At 72.5% G+C, this 26,649-nt stretch carries 20 protein-coding genes; 10 read left to right on the top strand and 10 right to left on the bottom strand.

Features of this window, described 5'->3' with window-relative positions:
• Window positions 1–8 precede the first annotated feature (8 nt).
• Entirely contained in the window at window positions 9–812 is an 804-nt protein-coding gene (locus tag Q6347_RS05285; protein ID WP_304606835.1) for an electron transfer flavoprotein subunit beta/FixA family protein, read from the bottom strand.
• Between the two features lie 153 nt (window positions 813–965).
• On the opposite strand from Q6347_RS05285, the gene glgX reads away from it, so the two are divergent.
• The 7 genes from glgX (at window position 966) to glgB (ending at window position 13,882) form a co-directional block, all read left to right on the top strand.
• Window positions 966–3,206 (top strand): glycogen debranching protein GlgX, encoded by a 2,241-nt coding sequence (gene glgX, locus Q6347_RS05280; protein ID WP_304606834.1) that lies wholly within the window; start codon window positions 966–968, stop codon window positions 3,204–3,206.
• Between the two features lie 46 nt (window positions 3,207–3,252).
• The gene (locus tag Q6347_RS05275; RefSeq protein ID WP_304606833.1) at window positions 3,253–4,935 is read left to right on the top strand and encodes an FAD-binding dehydrogenase; all 1,683 of its coding nucleotides are present in this window, start codon (window positions 3,253–3,255) and stop codon (window positions 4,933–4,935) included.
• Between the two features lie 242 nt (window positions 4,936–5,177).
• Window positions 5,178–6,161, top strand: a complete 984-nt coding sequence (locus Q6347_RS05270; RefSeq protein ID WP_304606832.1) for a hypothetical protein — start codon at window positions 5,178–5,180, stop codon at window positions 6,159–6,161.
• 233 nt (window positions 6,162–6,394) lie between these two features.
• Window positions 6,395–8,458, top strand: a complete 2,064-nt coding sequence (locus tag Q6347_RS05265; RefSeq protein ID WP_304606831.1) for an alpha-1,4-glucan--maltose-1-phosphate maltosyltransferase — start codon at window positions 6,395–6,397, stop codon at window positions 8,456–8,458.
• The gene (gene treS, locus Q6347_RS05260; RefSeq protein WP_304606830.1) at window positions 8,455–10,239 is read left to right on the top strand and encodes a maltose alpha-D-glucosyltransferase; all 1,785 of its coding nucleotides are present in this window, start codon (window positions 8,455–8,457) and stop codon (window positions 10,237–10,239) included. Before Q6347_RS05265 ends, treS begins: the two co-directional genes overlap by 4 nt.
• Before the next feature lie 5 nt (window positions 10,240–10,244).
• A complete protein-coding gene (locus tag Q6347_RS05255) occupies window positions 10,245–11,600 on the top strand; it encodes a phosphotransferase (protein WP_304602402.1) in 1,356 nt (451 codons plus the stop codon).
• A gap of 62 nt (window positions 11,601–11,662) precedes the next feature.
• On the top strand, window positions 11,663–13,882 hold the full coding sequence (gene glgB, locus Q6347_RS05250) for a 1,4-alpha-glucan branching protein GlgB (RefSeq protein WP_304602403.1): 2,220 nt from the start codon (window positions 11,663–11,665) through the stop codon (window positions 13,880–13,882).
• Between the two features lie 12 nt (window positions 13,883–13,894).
• On the opposite strand, the gene Q6347_RS05245 is transcribed toward glgB, so the two are convergent.
• The 3 genes from Q6347_RS05245 to Q6347_RS05235 are packed head-to-tail and all read right to left on the bottom strand — an operon-like array spanning window position 13,895 to window position 17,419.
• Window positions 13,895–14,839, bottom strand: a complete 945-nt coding sequence (locus tag Q6347_RS05245; RefSeq protein WP_304602404.1) for a tetratricopeptide repeat protein — start codon at window positions 14,837–14,839, stop codon at window positions 13,895–13,897.
• Between the two features lie 31 nt (window positions 14,840–14,870).
• Complete coding sequence (locus Q6347_RS05240; protein WP_304602405.1) at window positions 14,871–15,947, bottom strand: hypothetical protein; 1,077 nt, start codon at window positions 15,945–15,947, stop codon at window positions 14,871–14,873.
• Window positions 15,944–17,419, bottom strand: coding sequence for a hypothetical protein (locus Q6347_RS05235; protein WP_304606829.1), 1,476 nt, complete (start codon window positions 17,417–17,419; stop codon window positions 15,944–15,946). Before Q6347_RS05235 ends, Q6347_RS05240 begins: the two co-directional genes overlap by 4 nt.
• A gap of 306 nt (window positions 17,420–17,725) precedes the next feature.
• On the opposite strand from Q6347_RS05235, the gene Q6347_RS05230 reads away from it, so the two are divergent.
• A complete protein-coding gene (locus tag Q6347_RS05230; protein ID WP_304606828.1) occupies window positions 17,726–19,243 on the top strand; it encodes a hypothetical protein in 1,518 nt (505 codons plus the stop codon).
• Window positions 19,244–19,299: 56 nt separating this feature from the next.
• Here the strand turns inward: Q6347_RS05230 and Q6347_RS05225 are convergent, their stop codons facing one another.
• The 3 genes from Q6347_RS05225 to Q6347_RS05215 are packed head-to-tail and all read right to left on the bottom strand — an operon-like array spanning window position 19,300 to window position 21,239.
• Window positions 19,300–20,094, bottom strand: coding sequence for an alpha/beta fold hydrolase (locus Q6347_RS05225; RefSeq protein ID WP_369810807.1), 795 nt, complete (start codon window positions 20,092–20,094; stop codon window positions 19,300–19,302).
• Window positions 20,095–20,099: 5 nt separating this feature from the next.
• Window positions 20,100–20,879: an alpha/beta hydrolase gene (locus Q6347_RS05220; protein WP_171245511.1), complete on the bottom strand. Its 780-nt coding sequence runs from the start codon at window positions 20,877–20,879 to the stop codon at window positions 20,100–20,102.
• Window positions 20,880–20,939: 60 nt separating this feature from the next.
• The gene (locus tag Q6347_RS05215) at window positions 20,940–21,239 is read right to left on the bottom strand and encodes a hypothetical protein (RefSeq protein ID WP_171245510.1); all 300 of its coding nucleotides are present in this window, start codon (window positions 21,237–21,239) and stop codon (window positions 20,940–20,942) included.
• 106 nt (window positions 21,240–21,345) lie between these two features.
• Between Q6347_RS05215 and Q6347_RS05210 the strand changes: the two genes are divergently transcribed.
• Together Q6347_RS05210 and Q6347_RS05205 are read left to right on the top strand one after the other, a co-directional pair.
• Window positions 21,346–22,308 (top strand): FKBP-type peptidyl-prolyl cis-trans isomerase, encoded by a 963-nt coding sequence (locus Q6347_RS05210; protein ID WP_304602409.1) that lies wholly within the window; start codon window positions 21,346–21,348, stop codon window positions 22,306–22,308.
• 81 nt (window positions 22,309–22,389) lie between these two features.
• Window positions 22,390–22,887, top strand: a complete 498-nt coding sequence (locus Q6347_RS05205; protein WP_304602410.1) for a phosphoribosyltransferase — start codon at window positions 22,390–22,392, stop codon at window positions 22,885–22,887.
• 97 nt (window positions 22,888–22,984) lie between these two features.
• On the opposite strand, the gene nrdF is transcribed toward Q6347_RS05205, so the two are convergent.
• Genes nrdF through nrdI form a run of 3 tightly spaced genes read right to left on the bottom strand, consistent with a single transcriptional unit; the run spans window position 22,985 to window position 26,612 of the window.
• Window positions 22,985–23,965: a class 1b ribonucleoside-diphosphate reductase subunit beta gene (gene nrdF, locus Q6347_RS05200; protein ID WP_304602411.1), complete on the bottom strand. Its 981-nt coding sequence runs from the start codon at window positions 23,963–23,965 to the stop codon at window positions 22,985–22,987.
• 50 nt (window positions 23,966–24,015) lie between these two features.
• On the bottom strand, window positions 24,016–26,211 hold the full coding sequence (gene nrdE, locus Q6347_RS05195; RefSeq protein WP_369810806.1) for a class 1b ribonucleoside-diphosphate reductase subunit alpha: 2,196 nt from the start codon (window positions 26,209–26,211) through the stop codon (window positions 24,016–24,018).
• Window positions 26,181–26,612 carry a class Ib ribonucleoside-diphosphate reductase assembly flavoprotein NrdI gene (gene nrdI, locus Q6347_RS05190; protein ID WP_171245505.1) on the bottom strand — a complete coding sequence of 144 codons (432 nt, stop codon included), beginning with the start codon at window positions 26,610–26,612 and terminating at the stop codon, window positions 26,181–26,183. The genes nrdE and nrdI overlap by 31 nt, the downstream gene beginning before the upstream one ends.
• Window positions 26,613–26,649: the final 37 nt, after the last annotated feature.

Genomic DNA, 26,649 nt, shown 5'->3' with positions numbered 1-26,649 from the left:
GACTCCGTTCAGACCAGCTCGTGGCGGATGAGGTACTCGGCCAGGGCCTTGCCGCCCTCGCCCTTGTCCTGGACGAGCTCGACGGCGGGCTTCTCCGGGCGGGGCGCGGCGTGCGTCGTCTCGGTGCGGGCACCGGCCGTGCCCACCTGCCCGGGGTCCAGGCCCAGGTCGGCCGCGGTCCACGCCTCGATCTCCTTGGAGCGGGCGGCCATGATGAGCTTGAAGTTGGGGAAGCGCGGCCGGTTCGCGGTGTCCGCGACCGACAGCACGGCCGGCAGCGGGGCCAGCAGCGACTCGGCGGCCTCGTCGGTCTCGCGGGTGACCTCCACGGACCCGTCGAGCAGGGCGATCTTCTTGGCGAAGGTGACCGCCGGACGGTCCAGCTCGGCGGCCAGCAGTGCCGGGACCACGGAACCCAGGCCGTCCAGGGCGGCCATGCCCGTGATGACCAGGTCGACCGGTCCCTCGGTCTCCAGGCGGCGGACCGCGGCGGCGAGCGCCGTGGCGGTGCCGAAGTAGTCCGACCCGGCGAGCGCGTCGTCGGAGACCCGCACGCCGCGGTCGACACCCATCTGGAAGGCCTTGCGCAGCGCCATGTCGCCCTCGGGCGGGGCCACGGTGACGGCCACGATCTCGCTCGACGCCTGCTCGGCCTCGTCCAGCGACTCGACGAGGCGCAGCGCGGCCTCGAGCGCGTTCTCGTCGAGCTCGTTGAGCGTCCCCACGCCCGGGTCGCGGTCGACCCGACAGTCCACGAACTTCCGCTCGGCGTTGATGTCCGGCACGTACTTCACGGGAACGGCGATGCGCACGAGGAACCCTTCCGACGGTCTCGAGGATCAGGGTCGGGGTGGCGGACACCACCCTCGGCCCGAGCCTACTCGTCGCCGCGCGACCCTCCGACACGAGTCCACGTCGGACGACGTCGACGTGACCATCGGCCTCCCACGGTCCACCATGGGTCCATGGAGGCCGCCAGACCGAAGGTCACACCCCTCACCCGTCCCACCCGGACCCGGAGCCACGTCCCCCCGCTCGGGGTCCGTCCCACACCCGACGGCGGCATCGACGTCGCCGTGCTCGCCTCGCACGCCCACGGCGTCGAGCTGTGCCTGGTCGACGTCGTCGACCCGGACAAGGACCAGCACGACCCCGAGCGGTACACCGAACGTCGCATCACCCTCGACGGGCCGACGTACGGCGTCTGGCACGGCCATGTGGCGAACGTCTCACCCGGTCAGCGGTACGGGTTCCGCGTGCACGGTCCCTGGGACCCGGGCGCCGGGATGCGGCACAACCCCGCCAAGCTGCTGCTGGACCCGTACGCGCGGGGCATCGAGGGCGAGGTCGCCTACGTCCCGGCGACGCTGGACGGCGGCGCGGGCGACGACGGCGGCCCGGACGAGCAGGACTCCCTGCCGTACGTGCCGCACGCGGTGGTCATGCCCGCCGAGCAGGGCCCCCGGTCCTCGCAGCGTCCCCGTGTGCCGTGGGCGGACACCGTCGTGTACGAGGCACACGTACGGGGCCTGACGCTGCTGCACCCGGAGGTCCCCGAGGAGCTGCGCGGCACCTACGCGGGGCTGGCGCACCCGGCCGTGATCGAGCACCTGACCTCGCTGGGCGTGACGACGTTGGAGCTGCTGCCCATCCACGCCTCGACCGCCGAGCCCTGGCTCGCCGGCCGCGGGCTGACGAACTACTGGGGCTACTCCACGATGGGGTTCTTCGCCCCGCACCCCGCCTACGCCACGGCGGCGGCCCGCGAGGCGGGTCCCGCCGCCGTCCTGGACGAGGTCCGGGGCATGGTGCACCTGCTGCACGAGGCCGGGATCGAGGTGATCCTCGACGTCGTCTACAACCACACCTGCGAGGGCGGCGACGACGCCCTGCACCTGTCCTGGCGCGGCCTGGACAACACGCTCTACTACCTGCACGACGGCGGCACGCCGGCCCGGCTCGCCGACGTCACCGGCACGGGCAACACCCTGGACTTCCGGCGCACCCGGGTGGTGCAGATGGCCCTGGACTCCCTGCGGTACTGGGCGGAGGTCGTCGGGGTGGACGGCTACCGGTTCGACCTCGCCGTCACCCTCGGGCGCGACCACGACGGCTACAACCCGGACCACCCGTTCCTGTCCGCGCTGCGCACCGACCCGGTGCTGTCGGGGCTCAAGCTGGTCGCCGAGCCCTGGGACGTCGGACCGGGCGGCTGGCGGACCGGCCGGTTCCCCGCCCCGATGGCGGAGTGGAACGACCGGTTCCGCAACGCCGCCCGGTCGTTCTGGCTGGAGGCCGCCCGGGCCGGGTCGCACGGCGCCCCCATGCACGGGCTGCGCGAGCTCACCACGCGCCTGGCGGGTTCCGCCGACCTGTTCGGGCACTCCGACCCGCCGCTGATGCGGGGGCCCGTGGCGTCGGTCAACTACGTCACGGCGCACGACGGCTTCACCCTCGCCGACCTCGTGGCGTTCGACCACAAGCACAACGAGGCCAACGGCGAGGACAACCGCGACGGCACCGACGACAACCGGTCCTGGAACCACGGTGTCGAGGGGCACACGCCCGAGGGCGACGACGCCACGACCGAGCCGTGGTCCGCGGTCGTCCCGCTGCGCCGGCGCTCGCAGCGCAACCTGCTGGCCACCCTCCTGCTCGCCGCCGGTACCCCGATGATCACCGCCGGTGACGAGATGGGTCGCTCGCAGGGCGGGAACAACAACGCCTACGCCCAGGACACCGCGATCTCCTGGGTGGACTGGGACCTAAACGCCGCCGACCGGGAGCTGCTGGCCACGGCCCGCTACCTGGTCGGCCTGCGCAGCGAGCACGCGGCGCTGCGCGCGGAGTCGTTCTTCCTCGGCACCCCGCGGCCGGGCGAGGACCACCCGGACCTGTTGTGGTTCGGCACCGACGGCGTCCTGATGGACGCCGAGGCCTGGGCGGTGGACGGGCGGCGCCTCATCCAGATGCTGCGTCCCGGCCCCGGCGACGACGAGGCCGACGTGCTGTGCGTCCTGCACGGCGGGCTGGAGGACGTCGTGCTGACGCTCCCGGAGCCGCTCGAGGGCGCCGGACCGTGGCAGCGCGTCTGGAGCTCGACCTGGGACACCCCCGACGGACCGGAGCAGGCCGACGAGGAGGAGACCCCGGGCACGGCGCTGGTGGAGTCGCTGAGCGTGGAGGTGTTCGTGGCGCGCCGCTGACGGCACGACCCTGGGCGAGCCGTCCCGGCTCTGCCAGACTGCGCGCATGACAGACGCCGAGGTCATCGTCATCGGGGCCGGGCTGTCCGGCCTGGTCACCGCCACCGAGCTCACCGCCGCCGGGCGGCGCGTGGTGCTGCTCGACCAGGAGCCGGAGGCCTCCCTGGGCGGGCAGGCCTGGTGGTCCTTCGGGGGGCTGTTCCTCGTGGACTCCCCCGAGCAGCGGCGGCTCGGGGTCCGCGACTCGGCTGAGCTCGCCTGGGCGGACTGGCTGGGTTCGGCCCGCTTCGCCCCGGGCGCCGAGGACGGCGAGGGGCCCGACCGGCACGGGTACGCCTGGGCCAAGCACTTCGTCGAGGCCGCCTCGGGGGACCTGCGCTCCTGGCTGCACGCCAAGGGGGTGCGCTGGTTCCCGCTGGTGCAGTGGGCCGAGCGCGGCGGGTATCCCGCCGGCGGGCACGGCAACACGGTGCCGCGGTTCCACGTCACCTGGGGCACCGGGCCGGCGATCGTCGAACCGTTCGTCGCCGCCGCCCGCGAGGCCCGCTCCGCCGGGCTGCTGGACCTGCGCCTCCGCCGTCGGGTCACGGAGCTGGTCGTCACCGACGGCCGGGTCACCGGGGTGCGTGCGGAGATCCTGGCCGACGACGAGGCGGTCCGTGGGGCGCCGTCGTCGCGCGAGGTGGTGGGCACCGAGGAGCTCTCCGCCGGCGCCGTCGTCGTCGCCTCCGGCGGCATCGGTGCGAACCACGACCTGGCGAGGGCCCGCTGGAACCCACGGCACGGCGAGCTGCCCGCCCGGATGCTGTCCGGCGTCCCCGACTCCACCGACGGGCTCATGCTCGGTCACGCCGCCGACGCCGGGGCTGCCCTCGTGCACGAGGACCGCATGTGGCACTACCCCGAGGGCATCGCCAACCACTCCCCCGTCTGGACGAACCACGGCATCCGCATCCTGCCGGGACCGTCCTCGCTCTGGCTGGACGCCGACGGCGGACGGCTCCCGGCGCCCCTGTTCCCCGGGTTCGACGCGCTCGGCGCGCTGCAGCACGTGACCGCCCGCGGGGACGACCACTCGTGGTTCGTGCTCAACAAGGCGATCATGGAGTCCGAGTTCGCCCTGTCCGGGTCCGAGCAGAACCCCGACCTCACCGGCAAGGACCTGCGGCTGCTCGCCCAGCGGGTGCTGCCCGGCGCCGTCGGGCCGGTCGCGCGGTTCGCCGCCGAGTCGCCGGAGTTCCTCTGGGCCGACACCCCCGAGGAGCTCGCCGGGCGGATGAACGCGCTGACCGCGGCGACTCCCGGGTCGCGCGGGCACGTCGACCCGGCAGCGTTGGCCGCCGTCGTCCGTGCCCGCGACGCCCAGGTCGCCTCCGGGCTCGGCAAGGACCCCCAGGTCGTGGCCACGCGGGCCGCCCGCGACTTCCGGGTGGACCGGATGATCCGCGTCTCGCCGCCGCGGCCCCTGACCACGCCGAAGGACGGCCCGCTGCTCGCGGTGCGGCTGTCGGTGCTGACCCGCAAGACCCTCGGCGGGCTCTGGTGCGACCCGTCGGGCCGGGTCCTGCGCGACGACGGCTCCGTCGTCGACGGGTTGTGGGCCGTCGGCGAGGCCGCGGGCTTCGGCGGCGGCGGCGTCCACGGGCACCGGGCGCTGGAGGGGACGTTCCTGGGCGGGTGCCTGCACACCGGCCGCGTCACCGGCCGGGCGCTGGCCGCCGACGGCTGACCGGCCCCTCGTCCTCTGGCCCTGCGCCCGCTGCCGCCTGCCCCCTGGCCTCATGGCCCCTGGCCTTCGCTCCGTGTCGCGGGGTCGTACCGTGCGTCGGGCGGTCGTACTCCGCGGGTACGACCGCGTGACGCACGGTACGACCGGGCGGCGGCGTCCACAGGTGTCCGTCGACCACCGGCTGTCCACAGACGAGCCACCCCAGCCGTCATCGGCCGCCCGGCCGGTGGCAGCGTCGCCCCATGCCGAACGACGACGTTCCCACCGCCGCCCGACCCACCCGGCCACGACGCCCCGGTGACACCGCGCCGGTCCGCCCGCGCGACGTGCCGACGGCGCTGCGGTTCCGCGACGACCGGCGAACGGCCGTCGAGCGCCGACGACGACGGGGCGAGCTCGTGCGACGCCGACGTGGCCGGTACTTCCCCCCGGTGGCCGACGACGGCGGGGTCGCGCTGCGTCGAGAGCGGACCGTGCTGCAGCTGGTCGGCGCCGTCGCCTCGACCCTGCGGACGGACTTCGTCTTCTCCCACGAGACGGCTGCGCTGCTGCACGGCCTGAGTCACTATCGCCTCGGCGAGCAGGTCCACGTGTCCCAGGCCTGGAAGCCGCCGGCCCGGCCGAGCAGCAGACAGCTCCGCAGGCACGCCGTCGACGTCCCGCCCGGCGACCGCACCCTGGTCGGCGGGCGACCCGTCACGACGCTGGAACGCACGCTGGTCGACTGCGCACGGTCGCTGCCGGGCGACCGATCCCTGGTGATCGCGGACTCGGCGCTCCGGGCGGGCGCCGACCGGCGCCGGGTCGATCGGGTGCTGGCCGAGGCGGCGGGGCGGCCGGGTGTCCGCCGCGCCCGCCGGATCGTCGCGCTGGCGGACGCCCGCGCCGAGTCCCCGGGCGAGTCCCTGGTGCGCTGGCACCTCGACGAGCGCGGGTTCGCACCGCCCGACCTCGCCGTCCCGGTGCTCACCGAGGTCGGCACCTGCTGGGTCGACCTCGGGTGGCCGGACCGTCAGGTCGGGATCGAGTTCGACGGTGCCGTGAAGTACTCCGGGGGCACCTACGGCGACCCCTCTCGTCGGCTGGTCGCCGAGAAGCGACGCCACGACGCCCTCGTCGAGGCGGGATGGTTCATCCTGCGTCTGGTCTGGGCGGACCTGACCGATCCTGCACGGCTGGTCGCTCGTATCTCACGTGCCCTGGCATCGGCTGAGGTCCGGCGATGACGCCCGGTCGTACCTCCCGTCGTGCGGTCGTACGCGGCGGGTACGACCGCACGACGGGAGGTACGACCGGGGAGTCGGGGATGGTCGGGGGCGGGTGGGCATGCCCGTCACTCCGCCCCTCGTGCCCGATCCCTGGCGAGCGGCGGCCGTCGAGCTGCCTGGTGGTCCTCGGGAGGGCCGACTGACCGGGGTCCGGGCATGTTGGCGCGCACTCCCTTGCGTGCCTGGCTAGCGTGGGGGGCGTGACGTCGCCGAAGCCCGCCCCGCCCCAGCCCATCGGTCGCATCCCCGTGCTCGAGGTCTCCCCCGTCGTCGAGGGTGGGCGCTGGCCCGCCAAGGCGACGCCCGGTGAGGTCGTCCCGGTCGAGGCCACCGTGTTCCGCGAGGGCCACGACGCCGTCAACGCCACGGCCGTGCTGTTCACGCCGGACCGACGGCTGCACTCCTGGGCACCGATGGAGGACATCGCCCCCGGTCTGGACCGGTTCCAAGGGTTCCTGCAGCCCGACGCCACCGGGGACTGGTCCTTCCGCGTCGAGGCCTGGTCCGACCCGTACGCCACCTGGGCGCACGACGCGACCATCAAGATCCACGCCGGCCAGGACGTCGAGCTCATGCTCACCGAGGGCGCCCTGCTGTTCGAGCAGATCATCACCCCACGCCTGCAGCGCCGGCGGACCCCCGAGGAGGCGGAGCTCCTCGAGCGGGCGGCCCGCGAGCTGGCGAACACCGCACGGCCGGCCGAGGCACGGCTGGCGATGGCGACCACCCACGCGGTCCGCGACGCGCTGCGCCGGATCCCGCTGCGGAAGCTGGTGACGCCCAGCGCCACCTACCCCCTGCGGGTGGACCGCCGCCTGGCGCAGACCGGCGCCTGGTACGAGATCTTCCCCCGCTCGGAGGGTGCCACCCGGTCCCATGACGGCACCTGGCGGTCAGGCACGTTCGGCACCGCGGCCCGACGCCTGCCGGCCATCGCGGACATGGGGTTCGACGTCGTGTACCTCACGCCGATCCACCCGATCGGCACGACGTTCCGCAAGGGCCGCAACAACACCCTCGAGGCCGAGGCCGGCGACCCCGGCAGCCCGTACGCCATCGGCTCCCCCGACGGCGGCCACGACGCCATCCACCCGGACCTCGGCGACGAGCAGGACTTCAAGGCGTTCGTCGACGCGGCGCGCGGCAACGGCCTGGAGGTCGCTCTCGACCTGGCGCTGCAGTGCTCGCCGGACCACCCCTGGGTCACCGAGCACCCCGAGTGGTTCACCGTCCGGGCGGACGGCTCCATCGCCTACGCGGAGAACCCGCCGAAGAAGTACCAGGACATCTACCCGCTGAACTTCGACAACGACCCGACGGGCCTGTCCCACGAGGTCCTGCGCATCGTGCGACTGTGGATCGACCGCGGGGTGACGCTGTTCCGGGTGGACAACCCGCACACCAAGCCGCTGGACTTCTGGGAGTGGCTGCTGGCGGAGGTCCGGGCGACCGACCCGGACGTGATCTTCCTGTCGGAGGCGTTCACCAAGCCCGCGATGATGCAGACCCTGGGCCGGATCGGCTTCCACCAGTCGTACACGTACTTCACCTGGCGGAACACGGGCGAGGAGGTCACCGAGTACCTCGCCGAGGTCGCCGGTGAGCAGGGCGCCGTGATGCGCCCGGCGTTCTGGCCCACGACGCACGACATCCTGCCGCCGTACCTGCAGCACGGCGGGGTCGCCGGGTTCGCCGTCCGCGCGCTGCTCGCCGCGACGGGCAGCCCGACCTGGGGCATCTACTCCGGCTACGAGCTGGTGGAGAACGTGCCCCGCCCGGGGGTCGAGGAGCAGATCGACAACGAGAAGTACGAGTACCGGCCCCGGGACTGGTCGCAGGGCGACGACATCGGCATCGCCACCCTGCTGCGGCGGCTCAACGAGATCCGTCGCGACCACCCCGCGCTGCAGCAGCTCCGCAACGTCACGATCCACCCGACCACGAACGACCAGGTGATCGCCTACTCCCGGCGCGTGCGCGCCGAACACCTGCCGGCCGCCGGCCGGCCCGGAGCCACCCAGGACGACATCGTCCTGATGGTGGTCAACCTCGACCCCCACCACACCCAGGAGTCGACCGTGCTGCTCGACCTCGAGGCCCTCGGTCTCCGCAAGCCCGACGACGTGGAGGACCAGCCGTTCTTCACGGCCCACGACGAGCTGTCCGGGACGAGCTATCCCTGGGGCGCGCATCCGTACGTCCGTCTCGATCCCCAGGTCCAGGTCGGTCACGTGCTGAAGGTGGTGCCGGCATGAGCTCCTCGACGAGCACCGGCGGCGTGGACGTCCCTCGCCCCATCACCCGGCAGATCCCTGTCCAGGCGCTCCCGCCGCGCCGCCAGCCCGAGCCGCCGCCGCTGCCGAAGCCCGGCCTCACCGAGGACCCGGAGTGGTACCGCAAGGCGGTCTTCTACGAGGTGATGGTCCGTAGCTTCACCGACTCCGAGGGCGCCGGCTCCGGTGACCTGCGCGGCGTGATGGACCGGCTCGACTACCTGCAGTGGCTGGGCGTCGACTGCCTGTGGCTGCCGCCCTTCTACCCCTCGCCGCAGCGGGACGGCGGCTACGACGTCGCGGACTTCACCGCGATCGCCCCGCAGTACGGCACGCTGCAGGACTTCAGCCGGCTCATCGAGGCGGCCCACGCCCGGGGCATCCGGATCATCATCGACCTGGTCATGAACCACACCAGCGACCAGCACCCGTGGTTCCAGTCCTCCCGCTCGGACCCGGAGGGGCCGTACGGCGACTTCTACGTGTGGTCGGACGACGACACCGCGTACGAGGACGCCCGGATCATCTTCGTCGACACCGAGACGTCGAACTGGACGTTCGACCCGGTACGCCGGCAGTACTTCTGGCACCGGTTCTTCAGCCACCAGCCGGACCTCAACTACGAGAACCCGAAGGTCGCCGAGGCGATGTTCGACGTCGTCCGGTTCTGGCTGCGCTCGGGGGTCGACGGCTTCCGGCTCGACGCCGTGCCCTACCTGTACGAGGAGGAGGGCACCAACTGCGAGAACCTGCCGCGCACGCACGAGTTCCTGCAGAAGGTGCGCCGGATGATCGACGAGGAGTTCCCCGGGCGCATCATGCTGGCCGAGGCGAACCAGTGGCCGCAGGACGTCGTGGACTACTTCGGGACGAGCGAGGACCCCGAGTGCCACATGTGCTTCCACTTCCCGGTGATGCCGCGCATCTTCTACGCGCTGCGCGACCAGCGGGCCACCCAGCTGCTCGACATCCTGGCCGACACCCCGGAGATCCCGGCCGCCGGGGGGCAGTGGAGCACGTTCCTGCGCAACCACGACGAGCTCACCCTGGAGATGGTCTCCACCGAGGAGCGCGCCGCGATGTACGGGTGGTACGCCCAGGACCCGCGCATGCGCGCCAACGTGGGGATCCGCCGTCGGCTCGCGACGCTGCTGGACAACTCCCGCAAGGAGATCGAGCTCGCGCACGCCCTGCTGCTGTCGCTGCCGGGCAGCCCGTGCCTGTACTACGGCGACGAGATCGGCATGGGCGACAACATCTGGCTGCCGGACCGTGACGCCGTGCGCACCCCCATGCAGTGGACGCCGGACCGCAACGCCGGCTTCTCGACGGCCGACCCCGGCAAGCTGTACCTGCCGCTGAACCAGTCGCTCGTGAACCACTACCACCACATCAACGTCGAGGCCCAGCTGCACCAGCCCACGTCGTTGCTGCACTGGGTGCACGGCATGCTCGGCGTGCGCCGCCTGCACCCCACCTTCGGCACGGGGACGTTCACCGCCTGCGAGGTCGACGACGAGGCGATCCTCGCCTTCGTCCGCTCCGACGACGAACAGCTCGTCGTGGCGGCCAACCTGTCCACGACCGCCCGCTCGGCCACGATCTCACTGCCGGGGATGGAGGGCTGGTCGCTGACCGACCTGTTCGGCGGCGGACGCTTCCCCGAGGTGTCGGACGACGGCACGGTGCGGCTCTCCTGGGGCTCGCGCGACTTCTACTGGCTCATCGCCACACCACCGGACCAGCACGACGACGAGGGGTAGACCAGATGATCGACGTCTCCGTCCAGCACGCAGCACCCGACCCGAGCGTCGGCGACCTGCTCGCGGCCTGGCTCCCGACGCAACGCTGGTTCCCCGGCGGGGCGTCGGTCCAGGCCGAGCCCTGGTTGGCGGTGACGTTCGACCAGGAGGAGGTCGACCTCGCACCCCCGGAGGGTGCGCACGGCGACGTCGTGCTGCTGCTCACGCGGCTCCGCGGCCCGGAGCTGCCCGGCGGGGAGGTCGTGGCGCAGGTCCCGCTCGTGCTCAGCGACCCGGAGGACGTCAGTCTCGGCCACATCGGGACCGTGGAGACCGCCACGGGCGAGGTGGCGGTGCACGACGGCGGGGCGAACCCGGCGTGCTGGGTCGCGCTGCTGCGCGCGATGGGCGTGGCGGGCGACCCCACCACCCTCACCGAGCGCGGCCGGGTGCTGGCCGGCGAGCAGTCGAACACCTCGGTGATCCTGCCCGGCGTGCCGTCGCCCTCGGGCGCCGGCGGGATGCTGAAGATCCTGCGCACCATCGCCGACGGCCCGCACCCGGACGTCGTCGTCCCCCAGGCCCTGACGGCCGACGGCTGGGAGGGCGTGCCGCGGTTCCTCGGCGCCCTCGAGATCGACACCGACGACGGCGCCGTGCACCTGGCGATCCTGTCCGAGCTGGTGCCCCACGCCGAGGACGGTTTCGAGATGGCGTGCGACGTCGCCAGCCGCGGTGAGCCGTTCGTCGAGCAGGCCGACGCGCTGGGCCGGCTGGTGGCGGAGCTGCACCAGCGCATGGCGACGCTGCTGCCGACCGGGCCGCCGCTGGACGCCGCACGGTTCGTGGCCGGGCTGCGCCGCCGCGCGGACCGCGCCGTCGCCGAGGCCGAGGTGCTCGCGCCGCGGGCGGCCGAGGTGACGGGTCTGCTGGACGATCTCGAGCGTCGGCTCGCCGCTCTGCCGGAACCCGTGACGACCCAGCGGATCCACGGTGACCTGCACCTCGGCCAGACCCTGTTCAGCGAGGGCTGGAAGGTGCTCGACTTCGAGGGCGAGCCCCAGCGCTCGGTCGACGAGCGCACGGCGCCCGACCTGCCGCTGCGCGACGTGGCGGGGATGCTGCGCTCCTTCGACTACGCCGCCGCGGTGGGCGAGGCCCCCGAACCCGCGAGCTGGCAGGCCGAGGCGGCGGACGCCTTCCTGGCCGGCTACCGCAAGACCGTGGTGGACCACGCCGGCATGGACGAGGACACCGCGGCGGTCGTGCTCGACGCCCTGGTGCTCGACAAGGCCCTGTACGAGGTGGTGTACGAGTCGCACCACCGCCCGACGTGGCTGCCCATCCCCCTCGGCGCCGTCGACCGGCTGCTGCGGGACTGACCGCCGGTGACGCGTGCGTGTTGCGGACGCGGCCCGGAGAAGGACGTGGAAAGGTGGACGACATGACGCCCGTGCCAGCAGCTGTCGACCCGGAACTCCTCACCGCCGTCGCGCGCGGCACGACCCACGACCCGCACTCCGTGCTGGGCGCGCACCTGCTGCCCGCCGAGGCGGGCGGTGCCCCCGCCGCCGTCGTGCGCGTGCTGCGACCCCTCGCCGACGAGGTCGTGGTGCTCACGGTGGGCCCCGACGGGGAGGAGGAGCACCCGGCGACGCACGAGGCGGGCGGCGTGTGGAGCGCCGTGGTGCCGGCACCGACCGACGACGACGGGACCCGGCACGCCCCCGACTACCGGGTGCGCACCCGCTACGCCGACGACGTGCACACGGCCGACGACCCGTACCGGTTCCTGCCCTCCCTCGGCGAGGTCGACCTGCACCTCGTCGGCGAGGGCCGGCACGAGGAGCTGTGGAAGGTCCTCGGGGCGAACCGTCACGTCTACCCGAGCGCGCGCGGTGACGTCGTCGGGACGTCCTTCGCCGTGTGGGCGCCGAACGCCCGGGGCGTCCGCCTCGTCGGGGACCACAACCGCTGGACGGGCATCCACCCGATGCGCTCCCTCGGCTCCAGCGGCGTGTGGGAGATCTTCGTGCCCGACGTCGGGCCGGGGACGCGGTACAAGTACGAGATCTGCGGCCCGGACGGGATCTGGCGGGCCAAGGCCGACCCGCTGGCCAAGGGCACCGAGGTGCCGCCCGCCACCGCCTCCGTCGTCGTGCACAGCGACCACACCTGGCAGGACGACGCCTGGATGGAGCAGCGCGCGTCCCGCGACCAGCACGGCGGACCGATCAGCGTCTACGAGGTCCATCTCGGCTCCTGGCGTCCCGGCCTGGGGTACCGCGAGCTGGCCGAGCAGCTCACCGACTACGTCGTCGAGCAGGGGTTCACGCACGTGGAGCTGATGCCGGTCGCCGAGCACCCCTTCGGCGGGTCGTGGGGCTACCAGGTCACCAGCTACTACGCACCGACGTCCCGGTTCGGCAGCCCCGACGACTTCCGGTACCTGGTCGACCGGCTGCACCAGGCCGGCGTGGGCGTCATCCTCGACTGGGTGCCCGCCCACTTCCCCCGGGACGAGTTCGCCCTGGCACGGTTCGACGGCACCCCGCTGTACGAGCACGCCGACCCCCGCCGCGGCGAGCAGCCGGACTGGGGCACCTACGTGTTCGACTTCGGCCGCCGGGAGGTGCGCAACTTCCTCGTCGCGAACGCCACCTACTGGTTCGAGGAGTTTCACGCCGACGGCCTGCGCGTCGACGCCGTCGCGTCGATGCTCTACCTCGACTACTCCCGCAACGAGGGCGAGTGGACCCCCAACGTCCACGGCGGACGGGAGAACCTCGAGGCCATCAGCTTCCTGCAGGAGGCCAACGCCACGGCCTACCGGCGCTCCCCCGGCGTGCTGATGATCGCCGAGGAGTCCACCGCCTTCCCGGGGGTCACCCGACCGACGGACGCGGGCGGTCTCGGGTTCGGCCTGAAGTGGAACATGGGCTGGATGAACGACACCCTGCAGTACGTCTCCAAGGACCCGATGTACCGCAGCCACCACCACGGCGAGCTGACCTTCTCGCTGGTCTACGCGTTCTCGGAGCAGTACGTCCTGCCGATCAGCCACGACGAGGTCGTGCACGGCAAGGGCTCGCTGCTGCGCAAGATGCCCGGCGACCGGTGGCAGCAGCTGGCCGGCGTGCGCTCGTTCCTCGCCTACCAGTGGACCCACCCGGGCAAGCAGCTGCTCTTCATGGGCTGCGAGTTCGCCCAGGAGGCCGAGTGGAGCGAGGGAGCCGGTCTGGACTGGTGGAGCCTGGAGGACGCCGGCAACGCGGGCGTGCAGCACCTCGTCCGCGACCTCAACGGGCTGTACCGGGCGACGCCGGCCCTGTGGGAACGTGACTTCGACGGTTCCGGGTTCGAGTGGATCGAGGGCGGGGACGCCGCCCGCAACCTGGTCGCCTACGTCCGCCGTGCGGCGGACGGCTCGCCGGTGGTCGTGGTGGTCAACTTCGCGGGCGTGCCGCACGAGGACTACCGGCTGGGGCTCCCCCACGGTGGTGCCTGGTCCGAGGCCCTCAACACCGACGCTCCCCGCTACGGCGGTTCCGGCGTCGTCAACGAGGGTGACGTCGTGGCCGAGGACGTCCCGTGGCAGGGGCGCGAGCACTCGGCGACGGTGCGGGTCCCCCCGCTCGGCGCCCTGGTGCTCACGCCCCGCTGACCACGGCGGGCGTCAGTACAGGTACATCATCATCTTCTTGCGGGCCTTGACCACGCGGGAGTCGGACGTGCCCACGACCTCGAACAGGTCGACGAGCCGCGCCCGCAACTTCTCCTTGCCCTCGGCGTCGGCCGTCGGCATGAGCTGCAGGAGGCGGTCGAACGCGTCGTCCACCTTGCCGCCGAGCATGTCCATGTCGGCCACGGCCAGCTGGGCCTCGACGTCCGCCGGGGCGTCCGCCGCCGCGGTGCGCACCTGCTGCAGGTCGGCACCGCGGGTGCGCTGCATCAGACGCACCTGGGCCAGGCCGGCCACGGCCTGGGCGTCGGTGGGGTCCTGCGTGATCGCGCGGGAGTAGGCGGTCTCCGCCGCCTCGAGGTCGTCACGCTCGATGGCGTCGTACGCCTCCTGGTGCAGCGGGGGCAACGGCTCCTCCGGCTCCTCGGCCGGCTCGTCGGACTCCTCGGCCCCGCCCGGGGCGGGAACCCGGCCCGTCACGCCGTTCTGCTCGGCGGCCGCCAGGACCTGGTCCAGCACGCCGCGGATCTGCTCCTCCGAGGCCGTCCCCGCGAACAGCGGGAGCGGCTGACCCTGCAGCACGGCGACGACGGTGGGAACGCCCTGCGGCTGGAACGCCGAGGCGATCTGCGGGTACGCGTTGGCGTCGACGCGACCCAGCAGGAACCGGCCGGCGTACTCGTCGGCGAGCCGGCCCAGGGTGGCGCCGAGGTCCGCGTTGGCCTGGTCCGTGGGCATCCACAGCAGGATCACGACCGGGTACGTCGTCGAGTCCTGCACGACCTGCTGGAAGTTCGCGTCCGTCACGTCGACGACGTACCCGCCGGCCGTCGGGGCGCCTCCCGGCTCCCCCGGAGGCGGGGACTGGGGCCGGTTGAGGGCCGACAGGTCGACGGCGCCGCGCGGGCTGAAGCTCGGCTCGGGCGTGGGAGTGCTCATGGGCACATCCTACGAAGTCTGCGCCGACGTCTCAGCCGTCGTCCTTCTTCCGGTCGGTGTTGCGTTCGCCCGGGATGTCGTTGGCGGCAGCCGTGGACACGTGCGAGTACCCCAGCGGGCGGATCGGCTCCTCGGACCCGGCCGGCGGCACGTAGAGGGCGACCTGGTCGGTGTACTCCACGTAGAGCTGGTCGGTGTTGTCGGCGTCGCCCATCAGCGTCTTCTGGGAGGGCGTCAGCGGACCGATCTCGCCGTCCTCCTCGACCGTGACCCGGATGTTGCCGTCGAGCGCACCCATGACCACCGCACCGCCGTCGGACGTGCGCACCGCGACGACCTGGTCGTCCCGGGAGGCGAACGCGATCTTGTACTCGCCGTCCGCCTCCTTGAAGGCGTCCGCACCGCGCACGCTGCTGGCGTCCTTCTGGACCCGCTTGACGAGGTCCGTGCTCTCGCCCGGCAGCTCGAACGCGCCGGCGTGCTCGGAGTCGTCCGGCCCCTTGGCCACGAGGTCCGCGTACTGCGAGAGCGCCTGTCGCGGGGTGGCCCGCAGCGAGTCGTCGTCCGCCGCCACGGCGTCGGAGCCGATCGCCTCGGGGTCGGCGAAGTTCGGCAGCGTCGTGCCGGGGATGAGCTGCACCCACGACCACAGCTTGTAGTTGTCGCGGGCCGAGTCCTGCTGGTAGGCGACCAGGCGCGGCACCTCGAGGTTCTCGGTCGGCTGCGTGATGGTGAAGCTCACCCGGGGCCACGACTCGGTCGTGGGCAGGATCATCGCCTCGAGCTCGGTCGGGATCCTCGTGACGAGCGAGTCGTCACCGCTCTTCTTCGCGACCTCGATCTGGGTGCGGCGCACCTCCAGCGCCGGGCCCTCCACGCGGGGGCGCAGCTGGTCGGGCTTCTCGTTCTCGCTGGCCTTCGTCAGCGACCCGGCGACCTCCTCGACCACGCGGGTCTGCTGCGCCGCGGTCAGCGCCGGTCCGGCGACGGGCTCGTCCGGCTCCGGGGTCGGCAGCTCCTCGGCGCATCCGGCCAGCAGGACGACGGTGGTCGCCACACCGGCGACGGTCGCGCGCCGGCGCCCCGGCCGGCGGGTGGAGTCCTTCATCGCTTGTCCTCGTCACTCGTGTCGTCGTCGCTCGTCGGCGTGCCGGCGGCGGTCGTCCCGCCGAAACCCCAGGTCTCCCGCCAGGCGGAGGCCCTGCGGTCCGCGGCGGACTGCGCGCCGCCGGGGTCCGCGGCCGACGGCGAGGAGGTTCCTCCGGGGCGCGGCACCACGGGGGTCTGGCCCGTCAGGGCGCGCAGGGCGCGGCCCATGCCGCCCATGCCGGACTGCTCGGCGGCCTTGCGCTCCTCCTCGCGACGGCGCAGCTCACGTCGCGTGAGCGGCCGCGCGGCCGTGTCGTCCGACCCGGCGGTGTCCGCCGACGACGCGGGGGCGGTGGGAAGCGCCGGCGCGGGAGCGGGCACCGGCGCGCCGCCGGCGGACGGCTCCGGTGCCGGGACGGGGGCTTCCCGGGCGTCGGCCGGGTCGGCGTCGCGACGCAGGCGCGTGCGGCGCCGGAAACGCCCGGCGACCGGCACCTGGTCGGTGCCGCCGGCCGCGTCCTGCGGGTCGGTGCCCTGCGTCGGCGCGTCCTCCGCGGCCGCGGTCGTGCCGTCGTCGTGCGGGGCGTTCGGTGACGCGGCCGCCGCTCCGGGCCAGGTCCCGCCGGAGCGGGCCGTCGCCGCGCCCGCGCCCGCGCCGACGGCCGGCCCGAACGGGGAGGTGCCGGACGGCGTGCCGGTCCCGGGGGACGTCGTGCCGCTCGAGGAGACCGTGGTCGCCGCCGCGCCGGCGGTGGCGCCGGCGGTACGGCGCTTGCGGCTCCGGGTCGTGCGCCGCGACATGGCCAGCAGCACCAGGCCGATGATCAGGAGCACACCACCGACACCGACGGCGGGCCACAGCAGCGGCGTCGAGACGTCGCGGTCCCAGGTCAGCTCGAGCGTCGGCGCCTCGGCCGGAGCCGCCTCGTCGGCCTCCGCCGCCTCGGCGTCCTCACCCTCGGACTCCTCGGCGGGGGCGGCACCGGTCGCCGCGGCGAGCAGGACCCAGCGGCCCGGACGGTCGGTCCAGCGCAGGCTCACCTGCTCGGCGTCGACGAGCTCGGTGTCCCACATGTCGGAACCTGCGGGGTTCGGCGGCGGTTCGGCCTCCGCACCCTCCTCGCCGTCCTCCGAGGACTCGGCCTCCTCGTCCGCGGCACCGGCGACCTGCTCGGTGGAGAGGGTCTCCCAGTCGCTCAGCCCCGTGACCCGGGTGTACGCGTCCTCACCGAGCCACCCCGCGACGTCGACCTCGCGGCCCACCACCACGGCGACCTCCTGCCCCTCGGGCACGGAGGCCGTGACGGTGACCTCGGAGTCGACCAACCCGAGCACACCCGGGTCGGTGACGACGAGCGTGCCGTCACCGGCGGGTCGAGCCGTGGCGACGACGGAGTCGGACTCGCGCAGGACGGTCGCGGTCGCGACCCCGAACGCGATGGCTCCCAGTCCGGCAAGGACCAGGACGACACCCAGAATGCGTTGCAGCACCGAGCTTCCCTTTCGACGTGGACACCTCAGGATAAGGACGCGCGAGCAGCGGCCGGACGCCGGGTGGCGTTCGGCCGCATCGGTTCACGAACCCTTCACGAGTCCGGTACCAGCATCCTCGACCCTCCCACGCCTCGACCACCGACAACACCCGGACGGGGCCGCGCAGGTGCCGGGGCGGCACGTCCCAGCGCCGTACCTCACCCGCCCACGGGTGTCGGTGGGCCTCCCGGGCCACTATTCTGATCGGTGCCTTCCCCTACTCTCAGCGGTGCCGGGGCACCCACGACGTCCGGAGGTCCTCCCGTGTCCGACGAGCGCACGCTCTTCCCGATCACCATGCGTGGATACGACCGCGCCGCCGTGGAGAGCCAGATCTCCCGTCTCGAGCAGGCCCTGGAGGAGGCACGCCGCAACGTCGAGGCCACCGACTCGCGGGCGATGCAGCTGTCCTCCGAGCTGGCCGACGCCCACCGGCAGCTCCGCGAGAGCGACAAACCGTCGTACGCGGGCCTCGGCGCCCGTGCCGAACGGCTGCTCCGCTCGGCGGACGAGCAGGCGGCCGAGGTGCTGACGCAGGCGAACCAGCAGGCCTCCGACATCATGGCCCGCGCGAAGCTCGCCGCGGGCCAGGTGCGCCAGCGGGCGGAGTCCGAGGCCTCCGAGCTGCTGTCCAGCGCGCGCCGCGAGGCCGAGGAGATCCGCTCGACGACGGCCGCGGAGGCCGAGGGCGCGCTGCAGGGGGCCCAGCGTCGCGCGGAGGAGCTCGTCGGGTCGGCCGAACGCGAGGCCGCGCTGATCACCAGCAGCCTGACCACCGAGGAGAACGAGCGCCGCGCCGGCCTCGAGCACGAGATCGGCACGCTGCGCACGACGGCGGAGCGGGAGGTCACCGAGGCGCGCGTGCAGGCGGACCGGGAGATCGCTCAGCTCCGGGCCTCCGCCGCCGCCGAGTCGGCCGCCCTGCGCGAGGAGGCCGAGCGCGAGGCCAACGACCTCATGGAACGCACCCGCAACGAGGCCGCCCGCATCGTGGCCGAGGCCAAGCACCAGGCGGCCGAGTCCGCCAACTCCGTCACCTCCGAGCTCGAGGACCTGCGCGAGCAGGCGCGGACGACACTCGCCGACGCCGAGCTGCAGGCCGCGCAGACCCGCGAGCGCGTCGAGACCGAGGCCGCGCAGCGGCACGACGCCGCACGCACCGAGATCGAGCGCATCGTGCGCGAGGCGGAGGAGCACGCGGCGGAGGCGGAGAAGCGGGTGGCCGCGGCCCTGCAGCAGGCCGACAAGGTCCGGTCCGAGTCGGACGCCTACGTCAAGGAGCTGGTGGCGGACGCCCGCCGGACGGCCGACTCGATCGTGTCCGAGGCGCGGACCTTCGCCGAGCAGACGATGTCCGACGCCCAGGCGGAGGCCGACCAGAACCGGACCGCCGCCGAGCGCCAGCTCGAGGACCTCACCCGGCGCCACGACTCGATCAACTCCTACCTCGAGGAGCTGCGTGGCCTGCTCGGCACGGAGAAGGCCCGGGAGGTCGCCGCCGAGGCACCGGCCGACGAGCCCGTCGAGGAGCCGGTCGCGTCTCCTGCCGCCTCATCCGCGGAGTCCCCCGCGGAGCCCGCGGCGGAGGAGCCCGCAGCCCCTGTCGTGGAGGCCGAGGAGGACGAGGAGCCGGCCGAGGAGGACAGCTACTCCCGGGACCTGACCCCGGCCCAGCGCGCCCGCTTCGCGTCCACGCAGTCGGCCGACCCGAGCAGCGCCTCGTCGGCTCCCGCGCCCGGCGACTCCCCCGCCGCCGAGAGCTCCGCGCCGTCCCGGAACTGACCGGACCGTCGAGGGGCCGTCGCCGTGGCGACGGCCCCTCGGTGTCTCCGGGCGGCTCAGAGCTGGGCGACGACCCGCTCCTGCAGCGCGGCGAGAGCGCGCGCCACGGCGGCGGGCTCCTCGATCGTGCTCAGGTGCGCGGCGTTCGCCACCACGTGCAGCGTCGCGTCCGACGCCGCGTCCACCATGTGCTTGGCCTCGTCGATCGGCGTGATCGAGTCCTCGGCACCGACGACGACGGCGACGGGACCGGGGAACCGGTGCAGCACGTCCGTCCGGTCCGGCCGGGCCGCCATCGCGCGCTGGGCCCACGCGACCGCGGACGGGGACTGGGAGCGGATCCAGTCGTAGACCGTCGGGTAGAGGCTGCGCCGCTCCATCTGGCTGGTCGGCCCGAGCAGCTTGTCCGGCATCCCCATGACCGCGTCCAGCGTCTGGGAGTCGGCCACCGTCCGCGCGGCGGCCAGCCGTCCGGCCCGCGCCTCGTCGGTGTCGGCCGTGGACTTGGTGTCCACCAGCCCGAGCCCCTGGACGATCTCCGGGTGGCGCTCGGCGAGCGCGAGGGCGACGTAGCCGCCCATCGACATGCCGACCACGGCGCCGTTGCCCTCCCCCGCCGCGCGCAGCGCCGCGTGCACGGCGTCCGCGGCCGCCTCGAGCGTGGGCGGGAGCTGACCCAGGTCGCTGTGGCCGAAGCCGGGAAGGTCCACGGCGACCACCCGCAGGCCGGGCGGCAGCTCCGCGACGACCGGGTTCCACATCCGGTGGTCCAGGGGGAAGCCGTGGAGGAGTACCAGCGGGACGCCCGCCCCGTCGTGCAGGACGTGCGTCGCCAGGGTCGAGGGCGTCATGGTCGTCATCCTCTCGTCGGAGCGTTGCGGAGGTCCGAGGCGTGCTCGACCTCTCCGTCGTAGTGGGTCGGCAGCGGCGCGTGCCCGGGCAGCACGTGCTGGACGATCTCGTCGAGCACCCGGCGGACGGCGGGCTCGCCCACCCACAGGTGCTTGGCGCCGTCGACGCCGATCACCTCGGCCTGCGGCACCCGGGCGAAACGCTCGCGCGCCTCGGCGGGCTGCAGGTAGTCGTCGTGCTCGGGCACCAGCACGACGAGCGGCTTGCCGAACTCGGCCCAGCGGTCCAGGTCCTCGTCCGTGGCGCGGTGCAGCGGGGGCGAGAGCAGGACGGCCCCCTCGATGCTCGGGTCGGCCCCGTGCCGCAGGACGAGCTCGGTCCCGAAGCTCCAGCCGACCAGCCAGGGGCGGGGCAGCTCGCGGAACTCGGCGAGCTCGAGGGCCGCCGCCACGTCGTACCGCTCGGCGTCGCCGCCGTCGAAGGCGCCCTCGGACGTACCCCGCGGCGACGAGGTGCCCCGGGTGTTGAACCGGAGCACCGCGAGGTCGGCCAGCTCGGGCAGGCGCCACGCGGCCTTGCGGTACACGTGGGAGTCCATGTATCCGCCGTGGGTGGGCAGCGGGTGGAAGGTCAGCAGCGTCGCCACCGGGTCGCGGCCCTGCGGCTGGGCGAGCTCACCGACGAGCGTCAGCCCGTCCGCGGTGTGCAGGTCGACGTCCTCCCGACGGGCGGGCAGGACGGTCATCGAGCGGATCTGGTGGCCGGTGGCGGTGTCCTCGTTCATCACTGACCAGCCTAGTTCGCGCCCGATCTCCTGCCCGCCGGACGCGCGCGTCCTGCGACGTCAGAGCAGACGTCGGCGCCGCTGCCAGCAGGACGCGTGCCAGTGCCGGCGGTCCTCGAGGCCGGCCGCCTCACCACCCCACGCGTCACGCTGCCACGCGACCACGTGGGGCGTCCCGGGCGGGATGGTCTGGCGGCAGGCGGGACACGTGTAGGCCTTGTCGCCGCCCGTCACCCGCCGTACCGTCCACTCGCCGTCGTCGGCGCTCTCGTGCCGGATGCCGCCGAGCGCTCGGTCCATGTCGAGGGGCTGGTGCTCGGCACCCCAGGGACGCTTGCGGGAGGGTCGACGTGACGGCATGTCCCCATTGTGGCGTGCGGGGGGAGGAACCACCGGCCGGGCCGGGCCGTTAGAGTGTTCGGGGTCCGTCGACCGGACGAACCACCCCGCGACCGAAGGACTACTCGTGAAGCTCCGTACCCCCGCAGCCCTCGGCGTCGCGCTCGCCGCCGCCCTCGTGCTGGGTGGCTGCAGCGACGACGCCGACGCCCCCGACAGCACGGAGCCGTCGGCACCCTCGTCGGCCTCCGCCGACTCCACCGCGCAGGCCGAGCCGACCGAGGAGGACATCGCCGCCGTCGAGTCGATCGAGGTCACGGGCGAGCCGGGCTCCGAACCGGAGCTCTCCTTCGACGACATCGAGGTCTCCGTCCCGACGCACCGCGTGGTGGACGAGGGTGACGGGACCGAGATCAGCGAGGGCATGAAGCTCACCATCCACTACGTGACCTACGACGCCACGGGCCAGAAGATGAACTCGACCTGGGAGGTCGACTCCCCGCAGAGCATCGTCCTCGGCGAGCAGTCCGACCTGCTCATCTCGCCGCTCGAGGGCCAGTCGGTCGGCACCCGCTTCCTGCTGGCGAACCCGATCGCCGACCAGCAGGGCGAGCCGACGACCGCGGTGAACCTCATCGAGGTCGTCGACGCCTACGAGATCCCGGAGCGCGCCGAGGGCGAGGCCGTCGAGCCCGAGGAGGGTCTGCCCACCGTCACGCTGGGCGAGGACGGCGCCCCGTCCGTCGAGATCCCGGACGGCTACGAGGCCCCGGACGAGCTCGTCGCCCAGACCCTCATCCGCGGGGACGGCGAGGAGGTCTCGCCCGAGCAGACCGTGACCGCGCACTACACCGGCTGGACCCTGGACGGCGAGGTCTTCGACTCGTCCTGGGAGCGGGGCGAGCCCTCGGCGTTCTCGCTGCAGCAGGTGATCCCGGGCTGGACGGACGGCATCTCCGGCCAGACCGTCGGCAGCCAGGTGCTCCTCGTCATCCCGGCCGACCAGGCCTACGGCGCCGAGGCCGTCGAGGGCAACCCGCTGGCGGGCGAGGACCTGGTCTTCGTCGTCGACATCCTCGACGTGGAGTGATGCGGGCTCCGCACCGGACCTGACCCCCGCGACGGCGGGCCACCTGCACGGGTGGCCCGCCGTCGTCGTAGTGTCGGAGCCATGGACACCACCGACCGCGAGGTGCTGACCTGGTCCGACTTCGGCGACGGGGTGCGCCGGCTCGCCGAGCAGGTGGTGGCGAGCGGTTTCCGTCCCGAGGTCGTCGTCGCGATCGCCCGCGGTGGGTTGATCCCCGGCGGAGCCGTGGCCTACGCCCTCGGGACGAAGGGCGTCGGGACGATGAACGTCGAGTTCTACACCGACGTCGGGCGGACCCTCGACGACCCACGCGTCCTGCCGCCGCTCATGGACACCGCGGAGCTGCCGGGTTCGCGGGTGCTCGTCGTGGACGACGTCGCGGACTCCGGCCGGACGCTGGACCTCGTGATGCGTCTGGTCCGGGAGAAGGGCGCCGAGGCGCGTGCTGCCGTGCTCTACACGAAGCCGCGGTCGGTGTACCGGCCGGAGTACACCTGGCGCGAGACCGACCGCTGGATCACGTTCCCCTGGTCGGCCGAACCTCCGGTGGCCGGCGCGGACGACCGGGGGCACGCCTGACACCGGAGGGGTCACCGGCGGGGCACCCCGGACGCGCGAGGGCCCGGCGACGGCCGATGCCGTCGCCGGGCCCTCGTCACGAGCACCTCGGAGCGGGTCAGAAGTCCCAGTCGTCGTCGGTGGTCTCGACCGCCTTGCCGATCACGTACGACGAGCCGGAACCCGAGAAGAAGTCGTGGTTCTCGTCCGCGTTCGGGCTCAGCGCCGCGAGGATCGCCGGGTTGACGTCGGTCTCGTCCTTCGGGAAGAGCCCCTCGTAGCCGAGGTTCATCAGCGCCTTGTTGGCGTTGTACCGCAGGAACTTCTTGACGTCCTCGGTGAGCCCCAGCTCCCCGTAGAGCGACTCGGTGTACGCGACCTCGTTCTCGTACAGCTCGAAGAGCAGGTCGAAGGTGTAGGCCTTCATCTCGTCCTGCTCGGCCGGCGAGAGCTTCGCCAGCCCCTTCTGGAACTTGTAGCCGATGTAGTACCCGTGCACGGCCTCGTCGCGGATGATGAGGCGGATGAGGTCGGCCGTGTTCGTCAGCTTGGCCCGGCTCGACCAGTACATCGGGGCGTAGAAGCCGGAGTAGAACAGGAACGACTCGAGCATCGTCGAGGCGACCTTGCGCTTGAGCGGGTCGTCGCCCCGGTAGTACTCCAGGACGATCTCGGCCTTGCGCTGCAGGTGCGGGTTCTGCTCGGACCAGGCGAACGCGTCGTCGATCTCCTTGGTGGAGATCAGCGTGGAGAAGATCGACGAGTAGCTCTTGGCGTGCACCGACTCCATGAACGCGATGTTGGTGTACACCGCCTCCTCGTGCGGCGTCAGCGCGTCCGGGATGAGCGAGACCGCACCGACGGTGCCCTGGATGGTGTCGAGCAGCGTCAGCCCGGTGAACACCCGGGTCGTCATGAGCTTCTCGGCCTCGGACAGGGTGTGCCACGACTGGATGTCGTTGGACACCGGCACCTTCTCCGGCAGCCAGAAGTTGCCGACCAGGCGGTCCCAGACCTCGAGGTCCTTCTCGTCCTGCAGACGGTTCCAGTTGATCGCGGTGACGCGGTCGATGAGCTTGAGCTGACCGGTGGGTGACATGGCGGGTTCCTTCGGGGCGTGGGTCGACGACGAGGGCGAGCGGCGGCGGGTCAGAGCATGCAGCTCACGCAGTTCTCCACCTCGGTGCCCTCGAGCGCCAGCTGCCGCAGCCGGATGTAGTACAGCGTCTTGATGCCCTTGCGCCAGGCGTAGATCTGCGCCTTGTTGACGTCACGGGTGGTCACGGTGTCCGGGAAGAACAGCGTCAGGCTCAGCCCCTGGTCGACGTGCTGCGTCGCCGCGGCGTAGGTGTCGATGATCTTCTCGTACCCGATCTCGTACGCGTCCTGGTAGTACTCCAGGTTGTCGTTCGTCATGTACGGCGCCGGGTAGTACGCGCGACCGAGCTTGCCCTCCTTGCGGATCTCGATCTTGGCGGCCACCGGGTGGATCGACGACGTCGAGTAGTTGATGTAGCTGATCGACCCGGTCGGCGGCACCGCCTGGAGGTTCTGGTTGTAGATCCCGTGCGCCATCACGGACGCCTTGAGCTCGCGCCAGTCGTCCTGGGTCGGGATGTGCACGCCGGCGCCCGCGAAGAGCTCGGCGACCCGCTCGGTGGCCGGCTCCCACACGGCGTCGGTGTACTTGTCGAAGTACTCCCCCGAGGCGTAGGCGGACTCCTCGAACCCGCCGAAGGCCCGGCCACGCTCGATCGCGAGACGGTTCGACGCCGCGATCGCGTGGTAGGCGACCGTGTAGAAGTACATGTTCGTGAAGTCGACGCCCTCGGCGGAGCCGTAGTGGATCCGCTCGCGCGCGAGGTACCCGTGCAGGTTCATCTGACCGAGCCCGATGGCGTGCCCGAGCTCGTTCGCCTTCTTCACCGACGGCACCGACTCGATGCTCGTCTGGTCCGAGACCGCGGTCAGCGCCCGGATCGCCGTGTCGATGGTCCGGCCCAGGTCGGGCGAGTCCATCGCCTTGGCGATGTTCAGCGAGCCCAGGTTGCAGGAGATGTCCCGGCCGACCTCGTCGTAGGACAGGTCCTCGTGGAACGTGGAGGCCGTGGAGACCTGCAGGATCTCCGAGCACAGGTTGGAGTGCGTGATCCGCCCGGCGATCGGGTTGGCGCGGTTCACCGTGTCCTCGAACATGACGTACGGGTAGCCCGACTCGAACTGCAGCTCGGCGATCGTCTGGAAGAAGTCCCGCGCACGGATGGTCTTCTTCGTGATCCGGTCGTCCGCCACCAGCTCGTCGTACTTCTCGGTGATCGAGATGTCGGCGAACGGCTTGCCGTAGATGCGCTCGACGTCGTACGGGCTGAACAGGTGCATGTCCTCGTTGCGCTTGGCCAGCTCGAACGTGATGTCCGGGATGACCACGCCGAGCGACAGCGTCTTGATGCGGATCTTCTCGTCGGCGTTCTCGCGCTTGGTGTCGAGGAACCGCAGGATGTCCGGGTGGTGGGCGTGCAGGTAGACCGCGCCGGCGCCCTGGCGTGCGCCGAGCTGGTTCGCGTACGAGAAGGAGTCCTCGAGCAGCTTCATGACCGGGATGACACCGGAGGACTGGTTCTGGATGTGCTTGATCGGCGCACCGTGCTCGCGCACGTTGCTGAGCAGCAGCGCGACGCCGCCGCCGCGCTTCGAGAGCTGCAGCGCCGAGTTGATGCTGCGCGCGATCGACTCCATGTTGTCCTCGATGCGCAGCAGGAAGCAGGAGACGGGCTCGCCGCGCTGCGCCTTGCCGACGTTGAGGAACGTGGGCGTGGCCGGCTGGAACCGCCCGGAGATGACCTCGTCGACGATGTCGCGCGCCCGCTGCTCGTCGCCGGCCGCCAGCCCGAGGGCCACCATCGAGACCCGGTCCTCGAAGCGCTCGAGGTACTTCGTGCCGTCGAACGTCTTCAGCGTGTACGAGGTGTAGTACTTGAAGGCACCGAGGAACGACTCGAAGCGGAACCCGGCGGCGTACGCCCGCTGGAACAGCTCCTTGACGAACGAGCGGGAGTACTTCTCGAGGACGGCCGGGTCGTAGTACTCGTTCTCGAGGAGGTAGTCGAGCTTGGCGTCGAGGGTGTCGAACGCGATCGTGTTCGGCAGCACGTGCTGGCGGAAGTACGCCGACGCGGCCTCGCGGTCCTTCTCGAACTGGATCTTCCCGTCCGGCCCGTACAGGTTCAGCATGGCGTTGAGCGCGTGGTAGTCCATGTCGCTCTGCTGCAGAGAGGCGCCCGTCGTGGTCGGCGACGCCTCGGACGTCGTGGCGCTCACGCCGAGATCAGTGACTGTCGTTGCCAAAATCGTCCCAATCCGTCACGGACGCGTTGGGCGTCCTCGGTGGTGCCGAGCAGCTCGAAGGCGTACAGGTACGGGACCTGGCACTTCGCCGCGATGATGTCACCGGCGATGCAGTAGGCAGCGCCGAAGTTGGTGTTGCCCGCCGCGATCACGCCGCGGATCAACGACCGGTTGCCCTCGTCCCCGAGGAACTTGCGCACCTGCCGAGGCACCGCACCGCCCTCGTTGCCCCCGCCGTAGGTGGGGGCCAGGAGGACGTAGGGCTCGTCGACGGTCAGGAAGCCGTCGGCGGGCCGCAGCGGGATGCGGTGCACCGACATGCCGCGCTCCTCGAGACCGAGGCGCCTCACGAAGCGGTGCGTGTTCTCCGAGACGCTGGAGAAGTACACGAGCGAGCCCATGTCGCTCTCCCCCCGTCGGACGTGCTGCGGTGGTACC

Source organism: Isoptericola sp. b408, assembly GCF_030588085.1.
Taxonomy (GTDB): Bacteria; Actinomycetota; Actinomycetes; order Actinomycetales; family Cellulomonadaceae; genus Isoptericola; species Isoptericola sediminis.
The sequence above is the reverse complement of the archived record's forward strand: the minus strand, read 5'-3'. Positions and strand labels throughout refer to the sequence as shown.